This window comes from Bradyrhizobium sp. SRL28, from assembly GCF_018596315.1.
Classification (GTDB): Bacteria; Pseudomonadota; Alphaproteobacteria; order Rhizobiales; family Xanthobacteraceae; genus Bradyrhizobium.
In genome coordinates, this window is record NZ_JAHEAG010000023.1 from 84730 (window position 1) to 108648 (window position 23919).

Annotated in this window: 24 protein-coding genes; 12 read left to right on the forward strand and 12 right to left on the reverse strand. The window is 64.1% G+C overall.

Annotated features, from left to right (window positions below; genetic code table 11):
• Positions 1-18: 18 nt before the first annotated feature.
• Entirely contained in the window at positions 19-1248 is a 1230-nt protein-coding gene (locus tag KIP88_RS31530; RefSeq protein WP_214492049.1) for an ABC transporter substrate-binding protein, read from the reverse strand.
• A gap of 107 nt (positions 1249-1355) precedes the next feature.
• Positions 1356-2282 (reverse strand): class I SAM-dependent methyltransferase, encoded by a 927-nt coding sequence (locus KIP88_RS31535; protein ID WP_214492050.1) that lies wholly within the window; start codon positions 2280-2282, stop codon positions 1356-1358.
• Positions 2283-2457: 175 nt separating this feature from the next.
• On the opposite strand from KIP88_RS31535, the gene KIP88_RS31540 reads away from it, so the two are divergent.
• The 4 genes from KIP88_RS31540 to KIP88_RS31555 all read left to right on the forward strand — a co-directional run bounded on the left by KIP88_RS31540 (position 2458) and on the right by KIP88_RS31555 (position 7130).
• The gene (locus tag KIP88_RS31540; protein ID WP_214492091.1) at positions 2458-3495 is read left to right on the forward strand and encodes a ligase-associated DNA damage response exonuclease; all 1038 of its coding nucleotides are present in this window, start codon (positions 2458-2460) and stop codon (positions 3493-3495) included.
• The gene (locus KIP88_RS31545; protein WP_214492051.1) at positions 3492-5303 is read left to right on the forward strand and encodes a cisplatin damage response ATP-dependent DNA ligase; all 1812 of its coding nucleotides are present in this window, start codon (positions 3492-3494) and stop codon (positions 5301-5303) included. Before KIP88_RS31540 ends, KIP88_RS31545 begins: the two co-directional genes overlap by 4 nt.
• Positions 5304-5399: 96 nt before the next feature.
• Positions 5400-5702, forward strand: coding sequence for a DUF6460 domain-containing protein (locus tag KIP88_RS31550; protein WP_214492052.1), 303 nt, complete (start codon positions 5400-5402; stop codon positions 5700-5702).
• Positions 5703-5804: 102 nt separating this feature from the next.
• Positions 5805-7130 (forward strand): MATE family efflux transporter, encoded by a 1326-nt coding sequence (locus tag KIP88_RS31555; protein WP_214492053.1) that lies wholly within the window; start codon positions 5805-5807, stop codon positions 7128-7130.
• A 93-nt stretch (positions 7131-7223) separates the two neighbouring features.
• Here KIP88_RS31555 and KIP88_RS31560 read toward each other — a convergent pair whose 3' ends face one another.
• Entirely contained in the window at positions 7224-8321 is a 1098-nt protein-coding gene (locus KIP88_RS31560; RefSeq protein WP_214492054.1) for a quinone-dependent dihydroorotate dehydrogenase, read from the reverse strand.
• Positions 8318-8665, reverse strand: coding sequence for a DUF952 domain-containing protein (locus tag KIP88_RS31565; protein WP_214492055.1), 348 nt, complete (start codon positions 8663-8665; stop codon positions 8318-8320). The genes KIP88_RS31560 and KIP88_RS31565 overlap by 4 nt, the downstream gene beginning before the upstream one ends.
• Positions 8666-8839: 174 nt before the next feature.
• Between KIP88_RS31565 and KIP88_RS31570 the strand changes: the two genes are divergently transcribed.
• Both KIP88_RS31570 and KIP88_RS31575 read left to right on the forward strand, forming a co-directional pair.
• Positions 8840-9493, forward strand: a complete 654-nt coding sequence (locus tag KIP88_RS31570) for a helix-turn-helix transcriptional regulator (protein ID WP_214492056.1) — start codon at positions 8840-8842, stop codon at positions 9491-9493.
• 13 nt (positions 9494-9506) lie between these two features.
• Complete coding sequence (locus KIP88_RS31575) at positions 9507-10010, forward strand: mismatch-specific DNA-glycosylase (protein ID WP_214492057.1); 504 nt, start codon at positions 9507-9509, stop codon at positions 10008-10010.
• Positions 10011-10164: 154 nt separating this feature from the next.
• On the opposite strand, the gene KIP88_RS31580 is transcribed toward KIP88_RS31575, so the two are convergent.
• The 6 genes from KIP88_RS31580 to KIP88_RS31605 form a co-directional block, all read right to left on the reverse strand.
• Positions 10165-10947, reverse strand: coding sequence for a class II aldolase/adducin family protein (locus KIP88_RS31580; RefSeq protein ID WP_214492058.1), 783 nt, complete (start codon positions 10945-10947; stop codon positions 10165-10167).
• Between the two features lie 301 nt (positions 10948-11248).
• Positions 11249-12892, reverse strand: coding sequence for a lysine--tRNA ligase (locus KIP88_RS31585; protein WP_214492059.1), 1644 nt, complete (start codon positions 12890-12892; stop codon positions 11249-11251).
• A 169-nt stretch (positions 12893-13061) separates the two neighbouring features.
• Complete coding sequence (locus tag KIP88_RS31590) at positions 13062-13889, reverse strand: transporter substrate-binding domain-containing protein (RefSeq protein ID WP_249791160.1); 828 nt, start codon at positions 13887-13889, stop codon at positions 13062-13064.
• Positions 13890-14070: 181 nt separating this feature from the next.
• Complete coding sequence (locus tag KIP88_RS31595; protein WP_214492061.1) at positions 14071-14661, reverse strand: SCO family protein; 591 nt, start codon at positions 14659-14661, stop codon at positions 14071-14073.
• Positions 14662-14683: 22 nt separating this feature from the next.
• Positions 14684-14845: a hypothetical protein gene (locus KIP88_RS31600; RefSeq protein WP_249791149.1), complete on the reverse strand. Its 162-nt coding sequence runs from the start codon at positions 14843-14845 to the stop codon at positions 14684-14686.
• Between the two features lie 195 nt (positions 14846-15040).
• Complete coding sequence (locus tag KIP88_RS31605) at positions 15041-15511, reverse strand: hypothetical protein (protein ID WP_214492063.1); 471 nt, start codon at positions 15509-15511, stop codon at positions 15041-15043.
• Positions 15512-15798: 287 nt separating this feature from the next.
• Between KIP88_RS31605 and KIP88_RS31610 the strand changes: the two genes are divergently transcribed.
• Positions 15799-17457, forward strand: a complete 1659-nt coding sequence (locus KIP88_RS31610) for an FAD-binding dehydrogenase (RefSeq protein ID WP_214492064.1) — start codon at positions 15799-15801, stop codon at positions 17455-17457.
• Between the two features lie 146 nt (positions 17458-17603).
• Positions 17604-17954 carry a RidA family protein gene (locus tag KIP88_RS31615; protein WP_214492065.1) on the forward strand — a complete coding sequence of 117 codons (351 nt, stop codon included), beginning with the start codon at positions 17604-17606 and terminating at the stop codon, positions 17952-17954.
• A gap of 69 nt (positions 17955-18023) precedes the next feature.
• On the opposite strand, the gene KIP88_RS31620 is transcribed toward KIP88_RS31615, so the two are convergent.
• On the reverse strand, positions 18024-19169 hold the full coding sequence (locus KIP88_RS31620) for an alpha/beta fold hydrolase (RefSeq protein ID WP_374226533.1): 1146 nt from the start codon (positions 19167-19169) through the stop codon (positions 18024-18026).
• 434 nt (positions 19170-19603) lie between these two features.
• Between KIP88_RS31620 and KIP88_RS31625 the strand changes: the two genes are divergently transcribed.
• The 4 genes from KIP88_RS31625 to KIP88_RS31640 all read left to right on the forward strand — a co-directional run bounded on the left by KIP88_RS31625 (position 19604) and on the right by KIP88_RS31640 (position 21720).
• A complete protein-coding gene (locus KIP88_RS31625; RefSeq protein WP_214492066.1) occupies positions 19604-19969 on the forward strand; it encodes a nuclear transport factor 2 family protein in 366 nt (121 codons plus the stop codon).
• Positions 19970-20084: 115 nt separating this feature from the next.
• Positions 20085-20771, forward strand: a complete 687-nt coding sequence (locus KIP88_RS31630; RefSeq protein WP_214492067.1) for an RNA polymerase sigma factor — start codon at positions 20085-20087, stop codon at positions 20769-20771.
• Positions 20772-20866: 95 nt separating this feature from the next.
• Positions 20867-21388 (forward strand): DUF4142 domain-containing protein, encoded by a 522-nt coding sequence (locus KIP88_RS31635; RefSeq protein WP_214492068.1) that lies wholly within the window; start codon positions 20867-20869, stop codon positions 21386-21388.
• 11 nt (positions 21389-21399) lie between these two features.
• Complete coding sequence (locus KIP88_RS31640; RefSeq protein WP_214492069.1) at positions 21400-21720, forward strand: cupredoxin domain-containing protein; 321 nt, start codon at positions 21400-21402, stop codon at positions 21718-21720.
• A gap of 19 nt (positions 21721-21739) precedes the next feature.
• On the opposite strand, the gene KIP88_RS31645 is transcribed toward KIP88_RS31640, so the two are convergent.
• Positions 21740-23815 (reverse strand): methyl-accepting chemotaxis protein, encoded by a 2076-nt coding sequence (locus KIP88_RS31645; RefSeq protein WP_214492070.1) that lies wholly within the window; start codon positions 23813-23815, stop codon positions 21740-21742.
• Positions 23816-23919 lie beyond the last annotated feature (104 nt).

Below are 23919 nucleotides of genomic sequence, written 5' to 3' on the forward strand. Positions count from 1 at the left end.
ACGCCATCTGTGAGAGTTTTACTCCGTCACCGGCTTGTCCGAAATATCCCAATCCTTGCCGTTGAACTCCGAGATGTAGAGCGTCTTCATCGGCGTGTAGTCGTCGGGCGTGTAGCTGTAGGTCACGCCGTCCAGCATGTAGGGCGAGTGGAAGCCCGCCAGCGTCGTGGCCTGCTTCAGAACGTTGGCGCGGGTGAGCTCGTCGCCGCAACGGCGCAGGATCTCCGCCATCGCCACCACCTGGCCGTAACCGGCAAAAGCGATGGTGTTGTCAGGGTCGACATTGGGCAGGTACTTCTTGCGCAGCTCTTCGAACGCTATCACGTCGGGATCCTTCTCGAAGCGCGGCACGCCGACTTCCTTGGCGTAGCGGATCGCGACGATGCCGGTGCAGTTCTCGAGGCCGGCGGCGCTGAGAATCGAACGGCCCGTCGATCCCGCTGACAGCAAGTGCAGCGGCTTCCAGCCGAGTTCGGCCAATTTTCGGATCGACTGTGATGACGCCTTGCCGGTCGAGATATTGTAGAAAACATCCGCGCCGGATTTCGAGAGATTGATGAGCTGCGAATCGATGGTCGGTTCGGTCAGATCATAGGTCTGCTCCATGATCACCTTGGCGGTGCCGCCGGCGTCCGCCAGCACCTTCTTGAAGGGCGCAAGGAAATCACGGCCGAAATCGTCGTTCTGGTAGAGGATGCCGATCTTGGCGTTCGGCTTTACTCCCACGACATGCTTGGCGAGGATGCGCGCTTCGGTCGGATAGAGCGGCAGGCCCGCCATCGTCCATTTGAAATTCTTCGGATCGTTCCATTTCGACGCGCCAGTGTTGAGCAGGAGCTGCGGCACGCCCTTCGAGTTGAGATATTTGTGTACGGCGGTCTGCGGCGCGGTGCCGAGCGAGCCGTACAGCGCCAGCACTTCCTCCTGCTCGACCAGCCGCCGCGTCGCCTCGACGCATTTCGGCGCGCTGTAGGCGTCGTCCATAGAGAGGAATTTTATCTTGCGTCCGTTGATGCCGCCCTTTTCGTTCAGCATCTGGAAATAGACCTCGCCGACCCGCCCCAACACGCCATAGAGCGAGCCGGGACCGGAATGCGGCACGGTCTGTCCGATCTTGATTTCGGTGTCGCTGGCGCCGGGATCGTATTTCTTCTCCGCCGCCCAGACTGATGGCGCAGGCATGGCGGATGCGAGGACGGTGGCGAGCGCGGTGGCGCCGAATTCGCGCCGGGTTTGCTTGTTCTTCATTGTTGTTTCTCCCTTATGGGAGTCTTGATCAGCCATTCCGGCGCAGGTGGCAATAGCTCACATGTCGCACGCAATGCCGCCATTCGGGCATTGCGTAGCGTCTAGACTCAAGTTTTCGCGGCGACGGCGACGAGGCCCGGAACCGGCACGTTGTCCTCGTTGCGGGCGGAGCGATCTTCCAGCAGGGACAATTTGAGGCCTGCGGATTCGACCGCGGCGCGCACATAGGTAGCACCATGGGCGTAGCGCAGGCCATGACCTATGACGACGCCTTCGCCGTCATGGGTTTCGGTGGTGAAGGCGAGCAGCCCGCCGGGGGCCAGCACGCGAGCGGCCTCCGCGAGCACCGGCGCAAGTTCAGCGACGTACACCATCGCATCCGCGGCGAGAATGAGATCGGCGCCGGCATCCCCCCTCGCACGCAGACCCTGCAACATGTCGGCGACATCAAGCTCGGCGTAGAAGCCGGTGGCGCGGGATCGCTCGATCATGCGCGGCGACAGATCGACGCCGATGAAATGATCGACCGACCTGGCGAAGGCTGCCGCCGCCAGCCCGGTGCCGCAGCCGAGATCGATCGCGCGCTTGAAGTACGCCGGCTTGCGGGCGGCCGATCGCACCGACAACACGGCCTTGAACAGCAGCGCCGGGCCGCGATAGCCGAGATCGCCGACCAGCGAGGCTTCGAACCGCGGCGCATATTGGTCGAACAGCGTTTGCACATAGGCCTGCGACATGCCCGACACGGGCTCTGCGCCAAGCCGCATCAATCGAAGCCCGGCGCCGTGGGGATCGCCGGGATCGCGGGCGCGCGCCTCTTGAAACGCAGCGATTGCCGCATCGTGCTCACCGAGTTCTTCGCGGATGCCGGCGAGCGTGAACCAGGCGGAGGTGAAATCCGGCGCCAGTTCGATCGCCTGCATCAGCAGATCGGCGGCGGCGGGCAGATCGCCCTTCAATTGCAGGTCGCGGGCAAATTCGAACCGGCGGTCGGCCATCAGGTCGCCGGAAGACAGAAAAAGGCGGGAAGGCATTTCAGGAACCAAATTCTTTATTGCCGGGCGGCAGTCCCGATCTCGATCGGGGACGACCCGGGAATCCATCAATAAAGGGAGACTTTTCAAAAGATGGATGCGCAGGTCAAGCCCGCGCATGACGACCAAACATCGCACGGCTAAACATCGGAAGCAGACCGCCTATATAGAAGGCATGCGCCCGCAGGACATCCTGATCCCCGCTGCCGCCGGCCTGTGCTGCAAGCCAGGCGGCTTTCATATCGACCCGGTCCGCCCGGTCGAGCGCGCCGTGATTACCCACGGCCATTCCGACCATGCCCGCGCCGGCCATGGCGCGGTGCTGGCCACCCAGGAAACGCTCGACATGATGCGGCTGCGCTATGGCGACAGTTTTGCCCGCAGCACGCAGGCGGTGCGCTATGGCGAGGAAATTGCGCTCGGCGATGTCAAAATCAAATTCCATCCCGCGGGCCATGTGCTGGGCTCGGCGCAGATCGCCGTGACCTGCAAGGACACCTGCATCGTCGCCTCCGGCGACTACAAGGACGCCGTCGACCCGACCTGCACGCCATTCGAAGTGGTGCCCTGCGACGTCTTCATCACCGAGGCAACCTTCGGCCTGCCGGTGTTTCGCCATGGCGATGCGGCGGCTGAGGTGAAGAAACTGCTGGCATCTGTCGCGCTGTTTCCCGAGCGCGCGCATCTGGTCGGGGCCTATTCGCTCGGCAAGGCGCAGCGCGTGATCGCGCTGCTGCGCGAGCAGGGTTATGACGCGCCGATTTATCTCCATGGCGCAATGGAGGCGATCACGCGCTACTATGAAAGCCGCGGCATCGCGCTCGGCGAACTGCGCCTGGTCAAAGGCGTGAAGAAAGCCGATCTCGCCGGCACCATCACGCTGGCGCCGCCGTCGGCCACGTCTGACATCTGGACACGACGCTTCCCCGATCCGGTCACGGCCTTCGCCTCGGGCTGGATGCGCGTGCGGGCGCGCGCCCGCCAGCGCGGCGTCGAACTGCCTTTGGTGATATCAGACCACGCCGACTGGGACGGCCTGACCGCGACCATCGCGGCGACCGGCGCCGGCGAAATCTGGGTCACGCACGGGCAGGAAGATGCGCTGGTGCATTGGTGCAAGGCACGCGGACTCGCCGCACGGCCACTGGACCTCGTCGGCTACGGCGACGAGGAGGAGCACGAGGTGGTTGCGGCCGATGAGGCCGAGGCATGAACCGCTTCGCCGAACTGCTGGATCGCCTCGCCTACGAGCCCGGCCGCAACAACAAGCTGCGGCTGATCACGGCCTATTTTCGCGACACGCCCGATCCCGACCGCGGCTACGCGCTGGCGGCGCTGACCGGCGCGCTGTCGTTCAAGCACGCCAAGCCGGGGCTGATCCGCGATCTGATCGTGGATCGTACCGATCCGGTGTTGTTCGGCCTGTCGTATGACTATGTCGGCGATTTATCCGAGACGGTTGCGCTGATGTGGCCGAAGTCTTCCCCCTCTCCCGCTTGCGGGGGAGGGCCGGGGCGGGGGTCTGGCCGCTTGCCCGGTGGAGAGAAAGAACCCCCACCCGTATCGTCCGACAGCGCTGGCGCGCTGCCCGACGATCCGACCTCCCCCGCAAGCGGGAGAGGTAAGGAACCTCTGTGGCCCGTTTCCAACCTCCACAACAACCCGCCGCCCCCCACCCTCTCCGAGGTCGTCACCACACTTCGGACCCTCGGCAAGACCGACCTTCCAAAACAGCTCGCACGCTGGCTCGATGAGCTCGACGAAACCGGCCGCTGGGCGCTGCTGAAACTCGTCACCGGCGCGATGCGGATCGGAATTTCCGCGCGACTGGCGAAAACCGCGACTGCCGCGCTCGGCGAAAAGGACCCGCATGAGATCGAGCTGATCTGGCCGGGACTGGCCCCACCCTATCTCGACCTGTTCGCGTGGCTGGAGGGCCGCGGCGAAAAACCCGTCAACCGCGATCCCGCGCCGTTCCGCCCGGTGATGCTGGCGCATGCGATCGAGGATACGGACTTCGCCAGTCTCGATCCCACGGATTTCATCGCGGAGTGGAAATGGGACGGCATTCGCGTGCAGGCAGTCGCCGGCCGCGACGAGCACGGCCACATGCAGGCGCGGCTCTATTCGCGCACCGGCGAGGACATTACAAAGAGCTTTCCCGACCTCGTGCCGTCGCTGCATCTGCCCGGCGCCATCGATGGCGAACTGCTGGTGCTGCGCGAGGGGCGCGTGCAGACGTTCAACGTGCTGCAGCAGCGGCTCAATCGAAAAGTCGTCTCGCCGAAACTGATCAAGGAATTTCCCATTCATCTGCGCGCCTACGACCTGCTCGGCGACGATGAGAACGACCTGCGAGAATTGCCGTTTGCCGAACGCCGCGCCCACCTCGAGGCATTCGTCCGGAAGCTGGACGATCCGCGCATAGATCTCTCGCCGACCGTTACCTTTGATAGCTGGGAGGCGCTGATGGCGGCGCGCGCCGATCCCGCCAGCGCCGGCGCGGGAGAGGATGCCGAAGCCGTCGAAGGCGTGATGCTCAAGCGACGCGATGCACCCTATCTGCCGGGCCGACCAAAGGGCCAGTGGTGGAAATGGAAGCGCGATCCGCACATCATCGATGCCGTGCTGATGTATGCGCAGCGCGGCCACGGCAAGCGTTCGTCCTACTACTCAGACTACACCTTCGGCGTCTGGACCGCGGGCGAGGACGGTGAGCAACTGGTGCCGGTCGGAAAAGCTTATTTCGGCTTCACCGACGAGGAACTCCTGCAGATCGACCGTTTCGTCCGCCGCAACACCACGGAAAAATTCGGCCCGGTGCGGCACGTGGTGCACGAGCCGGACCAGGGCCTGGTGCTGGAAGTCGCCTTCGAGGGGTTGCAGCGCTCCCCGCGGCACAAATCCGGCGTCGCGATGCGGTTTCCGCGCATCAGCCGCTTGCGCTGGGACAAGCCGCCGCGCGAGGCCGACCGGCTGGAGACGCTGGAGCGGATGCTCAAAGACGTGACGGCAAATTAACATTCCTGGGGCGTATGGCGGCCATTGACTGATACGAGCGGGTTCCCCATCTGCCCCGCCGTGCCTATAATGCGCGCGACCCGCGAGGAGAGATCGATGCCCAACGACGTCAGAGACCTGCCGGCCAGCAATGACGGCCTGTACCGCTTCCTCGGCGGCTCGCCGCTGGCGGTGGCGTTCCGGCTGATCCTGCTGTCGATCCTGGTCGGCGTGGTGCTTGCCGCCATCGGTTTCGATCCCTGGAATATTTTGCACAGCATCCAGATGCTGTTCCGGCGGCTGTGGGATCTCGGCTTCGATGCCGTCAACTGGCTGTGGCGCTACTTCCTGCTCGGTGCGGTCATCGTGATCCCGATCTGGCTGTTGTCGCGGCTGTTCGGTAGCCCCCGCGGGCGATAATCACGCAACGGGCGGTGCGCAGCCGATGCAATTGCGATTTGTCGGCTGCGGCGATGCGCTCGGCTCCGGCGGCAGTGACCGCATGATCCTCAAGCGCTAGCCATGCACTCCCCCGCAGCGCCGTCCAAAGTCACGACGGCACAGGTGTTTGCCATCGCCGGTCCCGCGATGGTCGCGAACCTGACCACGCCACTGATCGGCATTGTCTCGACCACGGCGATCGGCCGGCTCGGCGACGCCACGCTGCTTGGCGGTGTGGCGATGGCGTCCGTACTTTTTGACTGCCTATTCTGGCTGTTCGGATTCCTGCGCATGAGCACGGTCGCCTTTACGGCACAGTCGCTCGGCGCCGGTGAAACGTCGGAATTACGCGCGATCCTGATGCGCGGGTTGATCGTCGCGGCGCTGGTTGGCGCGACGCTGATCGCCCTGCAGATTCCGCTCGCCACCATTCTGCTCAACGCGATGGGCGGCAGCGACGGTGTCACGCTTGCGGCCAAAACCTACTTCACCATCCGGATCTGGTCTTCGCCGCTGGCGCTCGGCAATTATGTCGTGCTGGGATGGTTGATCGGGCAGGCCCGCGCCAAATTGGCGCTCGGCATGCAGATCACCATCAATCTCATCAACGTGGCGGCGACCGTCGTGCTGGTGCTGGTGTTCGACTTCGGAATTGCCGGCGCTGCAATCGCGGCGCTGATCGCAGAGGCCGCAGGCCTCCTGCTCGGCTTGCTGATCGCGCGCCACCTTTCGAAAGGGCAATTCGCGGCTTCCCGCGCGTTGCTGTTCGACCGCACCAAGCTGATGCGCATGCTCGCGGTCAACCGCGACATCATGATCCGCACCGCGTCGCTGATCGCGGCGTTTCTGTTCTTCACCGCGCAGGGCGCGCGTGCCGGCGACATGACGCTCGCCGCCAATGCCGTCCTCAACAATTTTCTGCTGTTCGGCGCCTTTTTCCTCGACGGCCTCGCCACCGCCGCGGAGCAGCTTTGCGGCCGGGCCTATGGCGCACGCAACAAGGCGGCTTTCGCAGGCGCAGTGAAGCTCGTCGTGATGTGGGGTTTTGGCTTCGCGCTCGCGGTTGCCGGCTGTTTCCTGCTGTTCGGGCCTGCGTTTATCGACATCATGACGGCAAGCGTGGAGGTGCGGCGCATCGCGCGGGATTATCTGCCGTTCGTGATTTTTGCGCCGCTGCTTGGCGTGTTCGCCTTTGCCTTTGACGGTGTCTATATCGGCGCGACCTGGGCGCGCGACATGCGCAACCTGATGCTGCTGTCGCTATTGATCTTCCTTTGCGCGTGGTTTGCGCTGCGATCGTTCGGCAATGCCGGGCTGTGGGGCACGTTTCTGGTGCACTACGCCGCCCGCGGCGGATTGCAGGCGTTGAGGTATCCGGCGCTGTTGAGAAAGTCGTTTGGTCCGTAGCCCGGATGGAGCGCAGCGAAATCCGGGGTCTTGGTGCAAGCGGAGAGTCCTATCCCGGATTGCGCTTCGCTCCATCCGGGCTACCGGCAGTAATTACTTCACCGGCCAGTCCTCTGCCGTGATCGTCGCGGCATCGGCGCCGACGATCTCCGACAGCGAGTCGCGCCCGGTGCGCAGCAAGGTGGATGCCAGATCGTTCTTGATGTCGTCGACCAGCCCGAGGCCCTTGTAGACCAGCGACGAGTAGAGCTGGATCAGGCTGGCGCCGGCGCGGATCTTCGTCAGCGCGGCGCCGCCGGAATCGATGCCGCCGACGCCGATCAATGGAAACGCGCCCTCGGTGCGGACATAGGTTTCCGCCACCATGCGCGTCGACAATCGAAACAGCGGCCGCCCCGATAGTCCGCCCTGCTCTTTCGCGCGGGCCTGTTCGCGCAACGCCGAGGGCCGCGCCAGCGTGGTGTTGGCGACGATCATGCCGTCGACACCGCGTGAGCGCGCGATGTGCACGACGTCGTCGAGTTCGGTCAAACTCAGATCCGGCGCGATCTTGAGCAGCACCGGCGAATCGCCGGCATTCTTGCGCACCCGCTCGCGCGCATCGATGACCTTGGCGAGCAGATCGTCGAGCGCTGCGGATTGCTGCAGGTTGCGCAGGCCGGGCGTGTTCGGAGAGGAGACGTTGACGGTGAAATAGCTCGCGACCGGCGCAAACGTCTCGATCAGCTTGACGTAATCGTCGACGCGGTCGGACGAATCCTTGTTGGCTCCGACATTGACGCCGACGATGCCGCCATGATGGGCGCGCGCCGCAAGGCGGCGCAGCGCGGCTTCGGCGCCATCATTGTTGAAGCCCATACGGTTGATCACGGCTTCATCGCGCTCGAGGCGAAACAGCCGCGGCCGCGGATTGCCGCCCTGCGGCTTCGGCGTCACCGTGCCGATTTCGACGAAGCCGAAACCGAGACGCAACAGCGCGTCGGGCACCTCCGCGCTCTTGTCGAAGCCCGCGGCCATGCCGATCGGATTAGGGAAATTCAGGCCGAAGGCGCGCACCGCCAGCTTGTGGTCGTCGGCCCGCGGCTTGACCGGCGGCAGCAGCCGCAGGCCCTGGATCGCCATGCGATGCGCGTCCTCCGGATCGAACCAGCGCAGCAGCGGCAGCGAAAAGGCGTCGAAGGCGCGGATCACGGGATAAGCTCCGGAATGTCGTGCGTGCCGTCGGACCGCGCGCGCATGTCGAGGACGGCGGTCACCGCGCCGAGATCGAGTTCGCCGTAGAGATGCGGGAACAGCTCATCGTTGCGCGAGGGCTCCCAGCGCAACGCATCGCCGAGCGCGTCCGCGTCGATCGCGACCAGGAACAGGCCGGTTTGGCCGAGATAATGCTTTCGCGCCGTCTCGGCAACTTGGGACGCCGTGGAGAAATGAATGAAGCCGTCGCGCAGATCGTCCGCGCTGCCCCGGTAGACGCCCTGCCGTTCGGCCTCGCGCCAGGCCGAGGCGGGAGTGATTTTGTAGATGGTCCTCGGCACGGCTTTCCGGGCTTGTCGTTGAGAGGGTTGGGATTTTCCCGGAAATGGCCGGGTGGCGGCAGACCGTAAAGGCCGCAGGCCGCTAACTCAAGCGCTGCCGAGCCAAGCGCTACGCGAGATTTGCGCAAAGGGGCCGAATGAGGCAATAATTCCTAGGCAATTCCGGGATTTTCGATGCCGAGACAATCCAAGGCGCAACGGATTCTGACCCACAGCCAGGTCTGGACCGCGCTCGACCGGCTGGCCGAACGCGCCGGCATGTCGCCCTCGGGTCTCGCCAAGCGCTCAGGCCTGGACCCTACCACCTTCAACAAATCCAAGCGCATTACCGCCGACGGCCGCGAGCGCTGGCCTTCGACCGAATCGGTTTCCAAGGCGCTGGCCGCGACCAATTCGTCGATCGACACCTTTGTGCAGTTGATCGGCGACGGCACGCGCAGCCTGCAATCGGTGCCGATGCTCGCCCTGGCGCAAGCCGGCAGCGGCGGCCATTTCGACGAGAGCGGCTTTCCCGCCGGCCGTGGCTGGGACGAGGTGGCGCTGCCACAGGCCTCTGACGAGCACGCCTACGCGCTGGAGATCTCGGGCGATTCGATGAAGCCGGCCTATCGCGACGGCGACATCATCGTGGTGTCGCCGGGAACGCCGATCCGGCGCGGCGACCGCGTGGTGCTCAAAACGTCAGGCGGCGAAGTGATGGTCAAGGAATTGAAGCGTCGCACCACCAAGACGCTGGAATTGCAGTCGCTCAACCCGGCCCAGGCCGACCGCACGCTCGACGCCGACGACGTCGCCTGGATCGCAAGGATCGTGTGGGCGAGCCAGTAGGATTGTCGCTAGCGTGACTGATGTGCTGAGCGACCTGCTGCAACCTTCCCTTCGCATCGTGTTGTGCGGGACCGCCGCAGGCACGACGTCCGCCGCCGAGCGGGCCTACTACGCGCACAAGCAAAACAAGTTCTGGAAGATCCTGCACGAGACGAGGCTCACGCCGGAGCTGCTGCTGCCGCATCAATATCGCAGCCTGCTGCAACATCGGATCGGCCTGACTGATCTCGTGAAAGCGGGCGCGGGGATGGATCGCGCCACGCTGCCAAAACTGACGGCGGCGGATCGCGCCCGGCTACGCACCGCCATCGCGACGTTCCGCCCGCAATTCCTCGCATTCACCAGCAAGACGGCCGGACAGAAATTCTTCGACGGCAAGCGGGACTATGGCGAGCAGCTCGAGCTGATCGGCGACACCAGGGTCTGGATATTGCCGTCGACATCGGGCGCCGCCAATGGAAGCTGGCGTCCGGAAATCTGGCACCAGTTTGCGGATGCGGTCAGAGCGGCGGGCTGACTGCCTTCCTTCTCCCACAGGAAGGAAGCCGTAGGGTGGGCAAAGCGAAGCGTGCCCACCATTTGCAGCACCAATCCGGATCGAAGATGGTGGGCACGGCGCGAAGAGCGCGCCTTTGCCCACCCTACAAGCTGTCTACGCGGCAGCAGCGCACTTACATCGCGTAGTCAGGCTCTTTCCGGTCCAGCATCCGCTTCAGCGCATCGAAATGCCGCTGCGCCGGGGTTGGTCCCTTGTAGAGATGCTCGTCCTTGTAATCGCGCTTGGTTTTCTCCACCACAGGCGCTGGGAGCTGTTTCAGCTTCTGCCCGGTCCACATCGCGTAGATCTGCACTTGGGCGGCGCGCTCGACGTAGTACAGCATGTCGTAGGCCTCCGCGACGGTCGCGCCGACGGTGGAGATGCCGTGGTTGGCCATGAACAGCACCGTCTTGTCGCCGATGACCTTTGCGAGCCGCGCGCCTTCGGCAGGATCGAGCGCCGGACCGGCATACTCGTCGTCATAGGCGATGGCGCCCGACAGCCCGACCTCGGTCTGGCCGATCTCCTTGATGCGGGGGTCTTCGAGCCGCGTCAGCGCGCTGGCATGCGGCATGTGGGTGTGAAACACCGCCTTCGCCTGCGGCAGCGCCTTGTGGATCGGCGCGTGGATGCAATAGCAGGAGCGCTCCACCTCGCCTTCGCCGCGCTTGACCTCGCCATCGTCGATGCCGACTTCCATGAAGCAGGAAGCCGTGACCTCGGACCAATGCGTGCCGAACGGGATCTGATAGTAGCGATCCGTGCTGCCCGGCACCACGAAGGTCAGATGGTTGAAGATACCTTCGGAAAATCCCTGGATGAAGGCCAGCCGGTGCGCGGCGGCGAGATCGACCCGCGCCTGCCATTGCTCGGCGCTGTATTCGCTGAGCGTGTTCGGCGAAACCCTGAACTGCATGAGCTTTCTCCCACTGTGTTGCCTGCCCCTCGGCGGGGGCTTTGACGGCTGTTATGAGAGGATTGTAGCGCAATCCGGCGCTGCCGTGGCTGAAATTGCGGCGGGCCTGCCATCCCGGTTTGCGGACCCAGGCTGCGGCCAAGCCTCCGCTGTCGTCCCGGCCTTGAGCCGGGACCCATAACCACAGGCGTTCGTTGCTTGCATCAAGCCGGAGCCACAGCGACGCCAGTAATGTCGACCTGTGGTTATGGGTCCCTGCGCCCGTGCGCAATTGCGCACTAGGCAGGGACGACGGAGAGAGTTATGCCGACCGCGCCAGCGCGCCGTCGATCATCGCGATCGCATTTGTCACGCCATACACCGCGACGAACGAGCCGAAGCGTGGGCCCTTCTCCTGGCCGAGCAGCACCTGGTAAAGCATGTTGAACCAGTCGAGCGAAACGCCGGGACGGCCGTCCTTGCCCTTCTTCACCTGATCCAGAAATGGCTCGCGGCGGCCGATCTCGTAGACCACGTTCTGGATGTCTTCCGCGCTCGCTCCCGCCGGCAATTGCGACAGCGCATCGCGCAGATCCTGCAGCGCCGCGCGCTCGTTGTCGGTCGGTTCGCGGAACTGCTTCGTCGGCGCCACGAAGTCGCGATAATAGTTGATGGCGTAGCCGACCATCGCGTCCAACTTCGGATGCGTCTGCGGCGTCACGCCCGGACGATAGCGCCCGATGAAGCCCCACAGCGTCTCGGCGTTCTCCGCGTTCGACGATGACACCAGCGTCAACAGCAATTGGAACGTGACCGGCATGTCGGCCTTCGGCGGCTTGCCGGCATGGATATGCCAGACCGGATTCTGCAGTTGCTGCTTCGCATCCTGCCGCGTGAAGCCGTCGAGGAATTGCTGGTAGTCGTCGACGTTGCGCGGGATGACGTCGAAATACAGCCGCTTCGCTGCCTTGGGCTCGCGGTACATGAACAGCGACAGCGATTCCGGCGAGGCGTAGCGCAGCCATTCGTCGATGGTGAGCCCGTTGCCCTTCGACTTCGAAATCTTCTGGCCCTTGTCGTCGAGGAACAGTTCGTAGTTAAAGCCCTCCGGCGGCGTACCGCCGAGCGCCGCGCAGATCTTGCCGGACAGCTTGACCGAGTCGATCAGATCCTTGCCGGCCATTTCGTAGTCGACGCCGAGCGCGAACCAGCGCATCGCCCAGTCCGGCTTCCATTGCAGCTTGCAATGCCCGCCAGTCACGGGGACGGTGACGCGCTCCCCGGTCTCGGGATCGTCGTAGGAAACCGTGCCGCCCTTGACGTCATGGGCGACGATAGGCACCTGCAGCACCACGTCGGTGCGCGGACAGATCGGCAGGAACGGCGAATAGGTCGCCGCGCGCTCCTCGCGCAGGCTCGGCAGCATGATCGCCATCACCGCATCGAAACGCTCCAGCATGCGCAACAGCGCCGCGTCGAACTTTCCCGAACTGTAATAATCAGTCGAGCTCGCGAACTCGTAGTCGAAACCGAAGGTGTCGAGAAAGGCGCGGAGCCGCGCATTGTTGTGCGCGCCGAACGACGGATATTCGTTCGAAAACGGATCCGGAATGCGGCTCAGCGGCTTGCCGAGATGCGATGCCAGCATCTCCTTGTTTGGTACGTTGTCCGGCACCTTGCGCAGGCCATCCATGTCGTCTGAGAACGCCAGCAGCCTCGTCTTTATCTTGTCCTCGGTCAGCACGCGGAAGGCGTGGCGGACCATGGTGGTGCGCGCGACCTCGCCGAAGGTGCCGATATGCGGCAGGCCGGACGGACCGTAGCCGGTTTCGAACAGCACCTCGTCCTTCGGGTTTTTCTTCAGCCGCGCGACAATGGCCTTGGCCTGCTCGAACGGCCAGGCGTTGGATTGTTCGGCGAGCGTGCGCAAATCGCTCGGGCTAGCGGCAAGGTCGATGACGGACATCAGGTGGTCTCCAAGGGCGCGGAAACTAGCGCTTCCGCGTAGAAATGCAAAATGACGGCCGGAATTCGTAGGGTGGGCAAAGCGTAGCGTGCCCACCATCGCGTTCCGTGCAAGAAATGGTGGGCACGGCGCAAGGGCGCCTTTGCCCACCCTACGAAGTCTCGAACTCCTAAAACGGACTGATCGAAAAATACCGCAGCCACAGATCGGTGAAGCGGCCTTTTTCCCAGATCCGGAACAGCGCCCAGTTCAGCGACGTCCGCAGCAAATCGTTGCCCTTGCGGACGGCGATGCCGATGCCCTCGCCGAAATAGCGGCTCTCGACAAAGGGCCCGCCCGAGAACGCGCAGCATTCGCCCGAATCGGTTCCGTTGATCCAGAACGCCAGCGAGATCGCGTCGCCGAAGATGAAATCGACCTCGCTCCGCCTGAGCGCCAGCCGCAGCGCGTCGTCATTGGGATAGGACTTGAGCTCGGCGTCGGTGAACATCGCCTTCAGATAGGCCTCGTGCGAGGTGCCGGCGATGACGCCGACCTTCTTGCCTTCGAGATATTCGGGACGAACCTCCGGCATCACGGCGTCGCGCCGCGACACGAAGCGCGCCGGCGCGCGGTAATAGGGATCGGTGAAATCGAGCCTTGCGCGCAAGGCCGGCGTCACCGCCATCGAGGCGATGATGGCGTCGCCACGGTTGCTGGTGATGGCGTCGACCAGCGTCTCGAACCGGCGCATCTGGACGGTGCAGCTGATTTTGATCTCGTCGCACAGCGCGCGCGCCAGATCGACATTGAAGCCGGCGGGATTGCCGTCGGCGCCGGTGAAGTTGAACGGCGGGTAGTCGGTCTCGGTCAGGAACCGGATCACGGTGAGGCGCGACATGTCCGGCCGGTCCGGACGCCGCCGCGGATCCCAGAAGCCGGGCACCGCCTGCGGAGCCGCCTCGACCGTCGGGCGGGGTTGGGTTTGCGCCTGCGCCGCAGCCCCGCCAACAGCCATCAACGCGGACGCGACCAGCAACCCGGCCAGCCAGGCGCTGATGGTTCGACGCAGTCTTGCATTGGTTAACGGGGCGTTAGGATATGGCATCTTCGGCAATGCTAGCGGAATTTCAGGGCCTTATAGACCATCCGGCCCGCGATGCGAGGGCCGTTTTCGGCTTTTGAGGCTGGGTTGCCGCTCAGAGATAGCGCTTCAAATCCTTGGCGGCTTCTTCCGGCGTCCGTTTCAGGTTGAAGGGCGCTACGAAATTGCCGTCGCGGTCCATCAGATAGATCAGCGCGGTATGGTCCATGGTGTAGTCGCCGTCCTTGAGCGGGACTTTTCTGGCATAGACCCGGTAGGCCGAAATCACCTTGGCCACCGCCGCAGGCTCGCCGGTCAGCCCCTTCAAATGCGGGTCGAAGCTGGAGAGATAATCCTTCATCGCGGCGGCCGTGTCGCGCTCGGGATCGACGGACACGAACCACGCGTTCACCTTGTCGGCGTCCTTGCCCATCGCCTTCAGCACTTCCGAAATCTCGAACAGCGAGGTCGGGCAGACATCGGGGCAATGGGTGAAGCCAAAGAAGATCAGCGTCGGCTTGCCCTTCAGATTCTGCTCGGTGACGGCCTGCCCGGCCTGATCGGTCAGTTGAAAGGGACCGCCGATCGCGGCCGGTGCGGTCACGGTGCGCAGCCCGCCCATCGCCCACAGCATGATCACCAGCCCGACCACGAGGCTCGCGGCGAAGGCAGCGATAATCACCAGCGGGCGGATCGTCCGGTCCATCGTCGATTTCCTTTTCGTCGTATCAGAAGCAGGCCGAGATGCCGGCGGCAATCATCTCGAAAAACACCGCGGTGCCGTAATGGAACCACAATGCCGCCGCGCCGAGCACGGCCAGCGCGCTGAGGCCGGCAGCGCTCCAAACAATGATCGAGGCCACCCTGCCCTGACGCGGGGTCGCGGTCATCATTCCGGCTTGGGTGGAAATCGGCTGAGCCATGCGTTTCAGATAGGGCTAGTTCCAAGGGCAGGCAAGCGGAATGGCCGCACGCGACATCACGTCATGCGGAGGGGCAAGCTGGGCGAGAGGTGCACGAAAAGTAAATGGCCGGGACAAGGCCCGGCCACCACGTCCAATTTCGGCGAAACGGCCGCCCCTAGTTCAGCGCGATGCCGGCTTGTTGGTGGAGGCTTGCGCGTCGAGGTAGCAGGGCTTGTACATCGCCTGCAGCTGCTTGCCGCGCAGGAAGATCATGCGCTGGGTCAGGCCGCCCCGCGCCGAAATCCACTTCCGGACCGGCGGCGGATACATCGAATAAAGCATGTGGGTGGCTTCGGCGTTGGTGACGGCGCGACCGTTGGCGCCGAAATCCCAGGCGGCATGGAAACCGAGATTTGCGTGCGAGGTGACGCAGATCCGATCATGGGGAACCGCACCGAGAACGATGGTGCAGGCCGAGGCGCACAGGCCGTCGATGATCACGGTTTCGCCCGAGGTACGCAGCCCCTGGTACTTGTCGACATAGGTGCCGATCCGGCCGCCGCGATCGTCGGCAATCCGCACCACCGCCTGGCTCGCCCCTACCCCCGCCAGCAGCAGCACCGCTGCAAGCAACCCCGTAACCAGCTTCATATCCCAGCCCCAGTCGGAAGAATGTCGAAACCGAATCTGATCGTCTTAGTGATGCAAGACAGGATGTAGCGTCGTTTGAGATCGTGATTTTGTCTAGGCAAACACAGCCCGTCAAAACAAATTCAAATTAAGTGTTGCCGGGCCGCTGCACCCTCCGCGCGAAAAGGTCCCATACTGGAACAAACGACTCTCGCCGAGGTGGCGACGCAGCCACAGGCAAGACGCTTTGCCGTTGACCGCGCGCAACGACGCGGGGTTGAATCATAAATGGCACGGGGGAGGAAACGATGACCGAGGTCACAGACGTAATCGTAGTCGGCGCCGGACTGGCGGGACTGGTCGCAGCGACGGAGATCGCAGACGCCGGCAAACGCGTCATCGTCGTCGACCAGGAAGGCGAGCAAAGCCTTGGCGGACAAGCCTTTTGGTCGTTCGGCGGACTCTTCCTGGTGGACTCTGCCGAGCAGCGTCGGCTCGGCATTAAGGATTCCTACGATCTCGCACTGCAAGACTGGATGGGCACCGCGGGCTTCGACCGCGACGACGACCGTTGGCCCAAGCGATGGGCAGAAGCCTATGTCGCGTTTGCGGCCGGCGAAAAGCGCGACTGGCTGCGCGCGATGGGCCACCGTATTTTTCCGGTGGTCGGCTGGGCCGAACGCGGCGGCTATGACGCGATGGGCCACGGCAATTCGGTGCCGCGCTTTCACGTCACCTGGGGCACCGGCCCCGGCATCGTCGAGCCGTTCGAGCGCCGCGCACGCGAAGCGCAAAAAAACGGCCGGTTAACGTTCAGGTTTCGCCACCGCGTCGACACACTCGTGATGACGAACGGCGTGGTCGAGGGCATCAGTGGGGCGGTGCTCGAACCTGACAGCGTCGAGCGCGGCAAGAGTTCATCGCGCAAGGTGATCGGCGATTTCAGCTTGCGCGCGCAGGCCGTGATCGTCGCCTCCGGCGGCATTGGCGGCAATCACGACATGGTCCGGCAGAACTGGCCGAAGCGGCTGGGCGAGCCGCCGAAATTCATGATCTCCGGCGTGCCCGAACATGTCGACGGCCGCATGATCGGCATCACCGAGGCGGCCGGCGCGCGGCTGATCAACCGCGACCGGATGTGGCATTACGTCGAGGGCATCCGAAACTGGAATCCGATCTGGCCGCGCCACGGCATCCGCATCCTGCCCGGCCCGTCCTCGATGTGGTTCGACGCGACCGGAAAACGCCTGCCCGCGCCGCTTTTCCCGGGCTCCGATACGCTCGGCCAACTGCACTACATCATGTCGACCGGCTACGATTACTCCTGGTTCATCCTGACCCAGAGCATCATCAAGAAGGAATTTGCGCTCTCCGGCTCCGAGCAGAACCCTGATCTCACCGGCAAGAGCTGGCGCATGACGATCAAGCGCGCCACCAACAAGGGCGCACCCGCGCCGGTGGAGGCGTTCAAGAAGAACGGCGCGGATTTCATCGTGCGCGACAATCTCGCCGATCTGGTCAGCGCGATGAACGCGCTGTCCGGCGACAATCTGCTCAAGCTCGATCACATCAAGGCGCAGATCGAGGCGCGCGACCGCGAGATCACCAACCCCTACGTCAAGGACGCGCAGGTGATGAACCTGCACAACGCGCGCCGCTACATCGGCGACAAGCTGATCCGCACGGCAAAGCCGCACCGGATTCTCGATCCCGATCACGGCCCGCTGATCGCGGTCAAGCTCAACATCCTGACGCGCAAGACGCTGGGCGGTTTTGAGACCGATCTCGACTCGCGCGTGTTCGGCAGCAATGGCGAGATCATCCGGGGACTTTATGCCGCAGGCGAAGCGGCCGGCTTCGGCGGCGGCGGCGTGCACGGCTACCGTTCGCTGGAAGGCACCTTCCTCGGCGGCTGCCTGTTCTCGGGCAGGAATGCCGGACGCGCGGCGGCGAAGGCGGCGGCGTGAAACGGCTTCTCGTCAAGCCCTGACATAGCCGTCTGAAGGGACGGCGTCGCTTCCGCTCGCCTATGCCGAGGTTCGATGCAAATAACGCAGTGGCGCACAAGGCATCAGCGCGCTAAGAAGCCGCCGCCCCTCATCAGGAGAACAACATGACCATCCAGCGCTTCGAAACCGGACCCCGCATGAGCCAGGTCGTCGTCCACGGCAACACCGTCTATCTCGCGGGCGTCGTCGCCGGCAAGGCCGCCGGCAAGAGCGTGACCGAGCAGACGCAGGACATCCTCGCGATCATCGACGGCCATCTCGCCAAGGCAGGCACTGACAAGTCGAAGCTGCTGTCGGCCACGATCTACATCACCGACATGAAGACGTTTCCCGAAATGAACGCGGTGTGGGACGGCTGGGTATCGGCCGGCAATACGCCGGCGCGCGCCACCGTCGAGGCCAAGCTCGCCGCGCCGCAGTACAATGTGGAGATCATGGTGGTCGCGGCGAAGTAAGGTTATCCGCCGCAAAGCGGTTAGCTGCCCCGGATTGCAGACGCAATCCGGGGCATTTTCATTTGCACGTCACGCGCTGATTTTTGCGCCGGCGACATCGCCGATATCGGCCTGAAGCCATCGGGCGATCCGCCACCACGAATGGCTCAAGACCTTGCGCCCCATGAAAAGGCTGAGGTGGTCGCACGGCTCGGAGGCCCGCTCCAGCCACGCCGGTTGTGTGCCCAACAGCCGTGCCGTCGCGAACGCCTGATCGCGCGGGACGACGATATCGTCCTCGCCGGCGAGCAGGAAGACCGGTACGCGCACCTCGGAAAGATCGATCCTGCGCCCGAGCGCGACCAAACGGCCTCTGGCGATCAGGTTTTGCCGGAAAACCCGCTCGGTCACCTCGAGATAATAGGTCCCCGGCAGATCCAGCGTGGCGCGGTCCCAGCGCTCGAAACGATCCAGCAGCACCTGAGCTTCGTCCGATCCGTCCCCCAGACTGCGCTGCAGCACGGCTTCCACGTCATCCTGGCTGAACGGGGCGTTCCAGATTCGCAGCATGTGCTCGCCGCTGACGATGCCGTCGCCTTGCTGCACCATCTGCTCGAAAGCTTGCTGCGGCAGTGCGGCCACCATCTTCGAGAGCTCTGACGGCGTGGAGACATCGACCGGGGTACCGGCGAGCACGAGTCGCCGCACCTTGCCGGGAAAGCGCGCGGCATAGACCAGTGACAGCCAACCGCCCTGGCACAGACCGACCAGATCGACAGGCGCACCGATTTCGTCGATCGCCACATTGAGATCAGCAAGATAGTTGTCGATCGACAGATAGCGCATCTCCGGCGTCGCCGAGCACCAGTCGGTGACGTAGATGCGGTTCACGCCGCCTTCTTGCAACGCCTGCACCAGACTATGGCCCGGCGCGAAGTCCGCGATCAGTGCACCGTGCAACGCGTAAGGCGCGCAGACGAGAACCGGTTGCTGCGCCGAACTCCCCCGCGAGAACTCGCGCAACCGCATCGACGGAAGCTGCAACGTGACCACGTTTGGCATTGCCCAGGCCAGCGGCACCTGGTCCGGCGCGGGCGACGGCACCGGCTTCTGATCCGCGAACCATTGCGCGTAAGTGTTCAGCGCCAATCGCGTGGCTTCGAGCGGCCACAGCCAGGCCTGCTGCGCCCAGTCGGCGCCCGCGTGCTGCTCCGGCTTCTTGTTTTTCACTGTCACCGATTGATCGCCCCATAAGAGGAGGACGGCAAGGGCCCAAGCTTTGGCTCTGATCAAGAACCAACAAGGTCGAGATCACGCTTGTACGCCAAATCCGGCGCAGGCCCCAGCCCGATCAATGGTAACGCTCCAGCGATTGCAGCGCGACGCGGCCACGGCCGCACTGCACTCTATGCCGCCCGCGCCGCGCTTCCCTCTGCCTCGATCCGCCGCGGCCAGCAACCAGCGGAAATAGGTCAGCGCGGCAGTTCGTCCGCCCAAGGTGAGGTGCTTCCTCGATGCACTGGACGCCCATGCCCGCGCCAACAACGGAACGGCGGACACATGATTGGCCAAAGATCGAAATCCTTGACCTCCGAGGTAATCGATCAGCCCGGGCGAACCTTCGATAGTGCGTTCAGCCGATCCATCCGGCGCCATCGAAGGAGAACAACATGACCGATCACAAGACCGTCGCGAACCGCTACATCGATTTGTGGAATGAGCGGACCCCAAGCCGTCGGCGCGAAATTCTGGCCGCGAACTGGACCAGCGATGCCCGATATGTCGACCCGCTGATGTCGGGCGATGGCCATGACGGCGTGGACGCGCTCGTCGCCGGCGTGCAGCAGCGCTTTCCGGATTTCAAATTCAGGCTGATCGGCGAACCCAACGGCTTTGGCGACCACGTCCGTTTCTCCTGGGGGCTGGGCCCCGACGGCGGCGACAGCCCGATCAAGGGAACGGATTTCGCGGTGCTCAGCGACGGCCGCATCCGCAGCATCACCGGGTTCCTCGACCAGGTGCCGGCTGGCGCGTGAGAACGGCGACGCGGCCTGCCCGGCGATCCGGGCGGCCGCATTTCCGGGTAATTTTTTCGGGAACCTCTTTCCCTCTGCCGCATCCAACCCCAATACCCTGTTATTGGTGGACATCATGCGCCAGGCCCACATACCGCAAACAACGCCCATCGAATCCGGCGACACCGAGCTGGTGCGGCGGGCGCTGGCCCGCGACGAGACGGCAGTTCGCGCCATCATGCAGGCGAATAACCGCAGGCTCTATCGCCTTGCCCGCGGCCTGCTGCGCAACGACAGCGAGGCCGAGGATGTGGTGCAGGAGGCCTACGTTCGCGCCTTCACGCATCTGGAAAGTTTTCGCGGCGATTCCAGCCTGTCGACATGGCTGTCGCGGATCGCCATGAACGAGGCGCTCGGCCGGCTGCGCCGCCGGCGGCCCGCCGTGGAGCTGGACGCGCTGCCGCAAGGCGCGCTCGAAGCCGAGATCATCCAGTTCCCCCTCTCCGCTGCCGCCGATCCGGAAAAATCCATGGCCCAACGCGAAATTCAAGCCGTCGTCGAGCATGCCATCGACGAACTGCCGGAGGCGTTTCGTCTCGTCTTCATCACCCGCGTCATCGAGGGCATGAATGTGGAAGAAACCGCCGAAATTCTCTCGCTCAAGCCGGAGACGGTGAAGAGCCGGCTGCACCGCGCACGCCATATGCTGCGCGACAACGTCGAGAGGAAGATCGGCCCGGTGGTGATGGAGGCATTTCCCTTTGCCGGCAAGCGCTGCGAGCGGCTAACGAACGCCGTGCTGAAGCGGCTGGGATTCGCCTGACAATTCCGGGAACCTCCGGGCACCTCCACCATCCAACTCCTGTGCAACCAACATGCGCCGGGTGCTCGCGCCCGGCGCCACAGGAGTGTCAGACCATGTTCCTTCGATTGAGCGCGGCGGTCGCCGCATTGAGCATCCTAAGCAGCGCCGCGCTGGCGCAAGGCGCAAAGCCCACTGATCCCCAGATCGCGCATATCGCCTACACGGCTGGCGTCATCGACATCGCCGCGGCCAAGCAGGCGATCGAAAAAGCTGGCAACAAGGACGTCAAGACGTTCGCGCAGGACATGGTGCGCGACCATGAAGCCGTGAACAAGCAGGCGCTAGACCTCGTCAAGAAGCTGAAGGTGACGCCGGAAGACAACGACACCAGCAAGGCGCTGTCGAAGCAGGCCGCCGACAAGCTCGCCGAACTCGCCAAGCTGAAAGGCGCCGACTACGACAAGGCCTATGTCGCCAACGAGGTCGCCTACCACAAGGCCGTCAACGGCGCGCTGGAGACACAGCTGATTCCCTCAGCCAGCAATGCCGAGCTGAAAAGCCTGCTGCAGACCGGCCTGAAGATCTTTCAGGGCCACCAACAACATGCCGAACAAGTCGCCGCCAAGCTGAAGTAAGGAGCCCTGCCATGCGTCCGGGACGCTATCTGCCTGCTATGGCCGCCCTGCTGTTCGGCACGATGGCCGTCCCGGCGCATGCGGCGACGATACAAATCACGACGACCGATCTGGTGTTTGCGCCGGCCGAGGTCTCGGCCAAGGTCGGCGACACCATCGAATGGATCAACAAGGACGTGTTCGTCCACACCGCGACCGCACGCAATGGCGACTTCGACGTCAACATGCCGCCGAAGAAAACAGTGACTTCGGTTCTGAAGAAGGCCGGCACCATCGAATACTATTGCCGGTACCATCCGAACATGAAGGCCGTGCTGACGATCGTGCCCTAGCTTTCGCGATAGCGGCGGCTCAAGCCGCCCGCACCGAGGAGAGGAATTTGCCGACCTCGCGCTTGAGCCGATCGCTCTCGCCGGACAATGATTTTGCCGCGGTAAGCACCTGAGCGGAGGCAGACCCCGTCTCGCTGGCGCCACGCTGCACGTCGGCGATGTTGGAGGAAACCTGCTGCGTGCCGTTCGCGGCCTGCTGCACGTTGCGGGAAATTTCCTGGGTCGCCGCGCCTTGCTCCTCGACCGCGGCCGCGATGGTGGCGGCGATCTCCGACATCCGTCCGATGGTGTTGCCGATCTCCTTGATGGCGCCGACCGATTCCTGTGTCGCTGCCTGGATGCCCGATATCTGCTGGCTGATCTCGCCGGTCGCTTTCGCCGTCTGTTCGGCCAGCGCTTTTACTTCGGACGCGACCACCGCAAAGCCGCGTCCCGCCTCGCCGGCCCGCGCCGCCTCGATGGTGGCATTGAGTGCCAGCAGGTTGGTCTGGCCCGCGATGGTGTTGATCAGCTCCACCACATCGCCGATCCGGGCGGCGGCCTTGGCGAGTTCAGCGACGCGGTCGTTGGTCTTCTGCGCCTGCTCCACCGCCTCACCCGCGATCCGCGCCGAGCCCTGGACCTGTCGGCTGATCTCGTTGACCGAGGACGCCATCTCTTCGGTGGCCGATGCGACCGATTGCACATTGGTGGAGGCTTCCTCGGAAGCCGCCGCAACCGTGGTGGCAAGCTCCTCCGAACGTTCCGCGGTCGCCGTCAGCGTACCGGCCGAGGCTTCCAGCTCGGTCGAGGCCGACGACACGATCTCGACGATTTCACCAATCATCGCTTCGAAATCGCTGGTAATCCGGTCGACGCGCTGGCCGCGCTGGATCTTGGCATCCGCTTCGACCGCAGCGGCAGCGTCGGCAGCCTTCTTGGCGATCAGCGCATCCTTGAACACCTGCAGCGAGCCCGCCATGGCGCCAATTTCATCGGCACGCTCGATGGTCGGGATCGTGACGTCATGCCGGCCGGCAGCGAGGTCGCCGACGACACCGGTTAGCGTCGAGAGCGGCGTGATCACGCGCCGCCGCAACATCACGGTGACGCCGGCAAGCACGGCAAGCAGCGCCATAACGGCAAGGCCGGCCAGCGCCAGCATCGTCAAGGCTGCGTCGCGCGCGGCACCCGCGCGTTCTCCGGCTTCCGCCAACGCGGCATCGCGCACGGCGAAGAAGGCCTGCACCGCCGGGACGATCGTGCCGGCGAGCTGCTCGGAGTTGATGGCGAATTTGCCGTCGTTGCGCCCGGCCGCCATTTCCTTTTCAAGCCATGGCGCGGCCTTGCCGAAATAGGCCTCGATCGCGTCGTTCATCGCTTTCGCAAGACGCGGCGGGCTGCCGATCTGATCCACACCGGCTTCGATCCGTTCGCGATCGAGGTCGACGCGGCCCTGGGCGCGGTCCATGCTGGATATTTCAGCCGCCGTCAGTGGACGGCGGGTGCTGATCGCAAGCGATACCGTAGCGGCCCGGCCGCCGGCCGAGATCCGTAGATCCTGCGACGTGCGGGCGACATTCAACAGCGCCGTCAACGACGCGTCCGCCATCGCGACCTGATTTTCCAGGCGGTTCAACTGCGGTTCGAGAATCCCGACAACAGCAGTAATGCCCGGCAGGAAGCCTTTCATCGCCGCAGAATCGCGCGCGCTCATCGGCAACGCCATCGCGCGATCGCTCGCCGCGCGAACCTCGGCCAGTTTGGCCGCCGCCTGGTTGAAGCCCTGAACGATCGACGCGCCATCGCTGAGCGCACCGACGGCGGTCCGCGCCTTCGCGAACGCTGCATCTGCCGCCTGCACGGCCTTCGCCGCCGCATCGAGTTGCGCCTGCGTCGCGGCGCCTTCCTGGAACAGCGGGCCGACATAGGGCGCGCGGTAGCCGGCGACCTGCTGACCAACCGCCAGCACCGTGCCATAGGCTTCCACCGCCTTGATAGCTTCGGTCTTGCTGGCAAAGGTCCGGTACTGCGGGACGAGGACCCCGGCACCAAGGATGACCGCCAGGATCGTCACCGAAAGCATCGATACCGCAAAGAGTCGACCGATCCGCATATTTGTGATTCCGCTGCGTGAGGGAGCGGTCAACGTAGGCGGAGCTCGGCTAAGGCAGCCTTAATGCAGGCTTTAATGCGGGCCAGTAGAACTACGGGGCGCAC

Coding starts and splice junctions, on each gene's coding strand:
- KIP88_RS31530 (WP_214492049.1), bottom strand. CDS start 1,248: ATGAAGAACAAGCAAACCCGGCGCGAATTCGGCGCCACCGCGCTCGCC.
- KIP88_RS31535 (WP_214492050.1), bottom strand. CDS start 2,282: ATGCCTTCCCGCCTTTTTCTGTCTTCCGGCGACCTGATGGCCGACCGC.
- KIP88_RS31540 (WP_214492091.1), top strand. CDS start 2,458: ATGCGCCCGCAGGACATCCTGATCCCCGCTGCCGCCGGCCTGTGCTGC.
- KIP88_RS31545 (WP_214492051.1), top strand. CDS start 3,492: ATGAACCGCTTCGCCGAACTGCTGGATCGCCTCGCCTACGAGCCCGGC.
- KIP88_RS31550 (WP_214492052.1), top strand. CDS start 5,400: ATGCCCAACGACGTCAGAGACCTGCCGGCCAGCAATGACGGCCTGTAC.
- KIP88_RS31555 (WP_214492053.1), top strand. CDS start 5,805: ATGCACTCCCCCGCAGCGCCGTCCAAAGTCACGACGGCACAGGTGTTT.
- KIP88_RS31570 (WP_214492056.1), top strand. CDS start 8,840: ATGCCGAGACAATCCAAGGCGCAACGGATTCTGACCCACAGCCAGGTC.
- KIP88_RS31580 (WP_214492058.1), bottom strand. CDS start 10,947: ATGCAGTTCAGGGTTTCGCCGAACACGCTCAGCGAATACAGCGCCGAG.
- KIP88_RS31585 (WP_214492059.1), bottom strand. CDS start 12,892: ATGTCCGTCATCGACCTTGCCGCTAGCCCGAGCGATTTGCGCACGCTC.
- KIP88_RS31590 (WP_249791160.1), bottom strand. CDS start 13,889: ATGGCTGTTGGCGGGGCTGCGGCGCAGGCGCAAACCCAACCCCGCCCG.
- KIP88_RS31595 (WP_214492061.1), bottom strand. CDS start 14,661: ATGGACCGGACGATCCGCCCGCTGGTGATTATCGCTGCCTTCGCCGCG.
- KIP88_RS31600 (WP_249791149.1), bottom strand. CDS start 14,845: ATGACCGCGACCCCGCGTCAGGGCAGGGTGGCCTCGATCATTGTTTGG.
- KIP88_RS31605 (WP_214492063.1), bottom strand. CDS start 15,511: ATGAAGCTGGTTACGGGGTTGCTTGCAGCGGTGCTGCTGCTGGCGGGG.
- KIP88_RS31610 (WP_214492064.1), top strand. CDS start 15,799: ATGACCGAGGTCACAGACGTAATCGTAGTCGGCGCCGGACTGGCGGGA.
- KIP88_RS31615 (WP_214492065.1), top strand. CDS start 17,604: ATGACCATCCAGCGCTTCGAAACCGGACCCCGCATGAGCCAGGTCGTC.
- KIP88_RS31625 (WP_214492066.1), top strand. CDS start 19,604: ATGACCGATCACAAGACCGTCGCGAACCGCTACATCGATTTGTGGAAT.
- KIP88_RS31630 (WP_214492067.1), top strand. CDS start 20,085: ATGCGCCAGGCCCACATACCGCAAACAACGCCCATCGAATCCGGCGAC.
- KIP88_RS31635 (WP_214492068.1), top strand. CDS start 20,867: ATGTTCCTTCGATTGAGCGCGGCGGTCGCCGCATTGAGCATCCTAAGC.
- KIP88_RS31640 (WP_214492069.1), top strand. CDS start 21,400: ATGCGTCCGGGACGCTATCTGCCTGCTATGGCCGCCCTGCTGTTCGGC.
- KIP88_RS31645 (WP_214492070.1), bottom strand. CDS start 23,815: ATGCGGATCGGTCGACTCTTTGCGGTATCGATGCTTTCGGTGACGATC.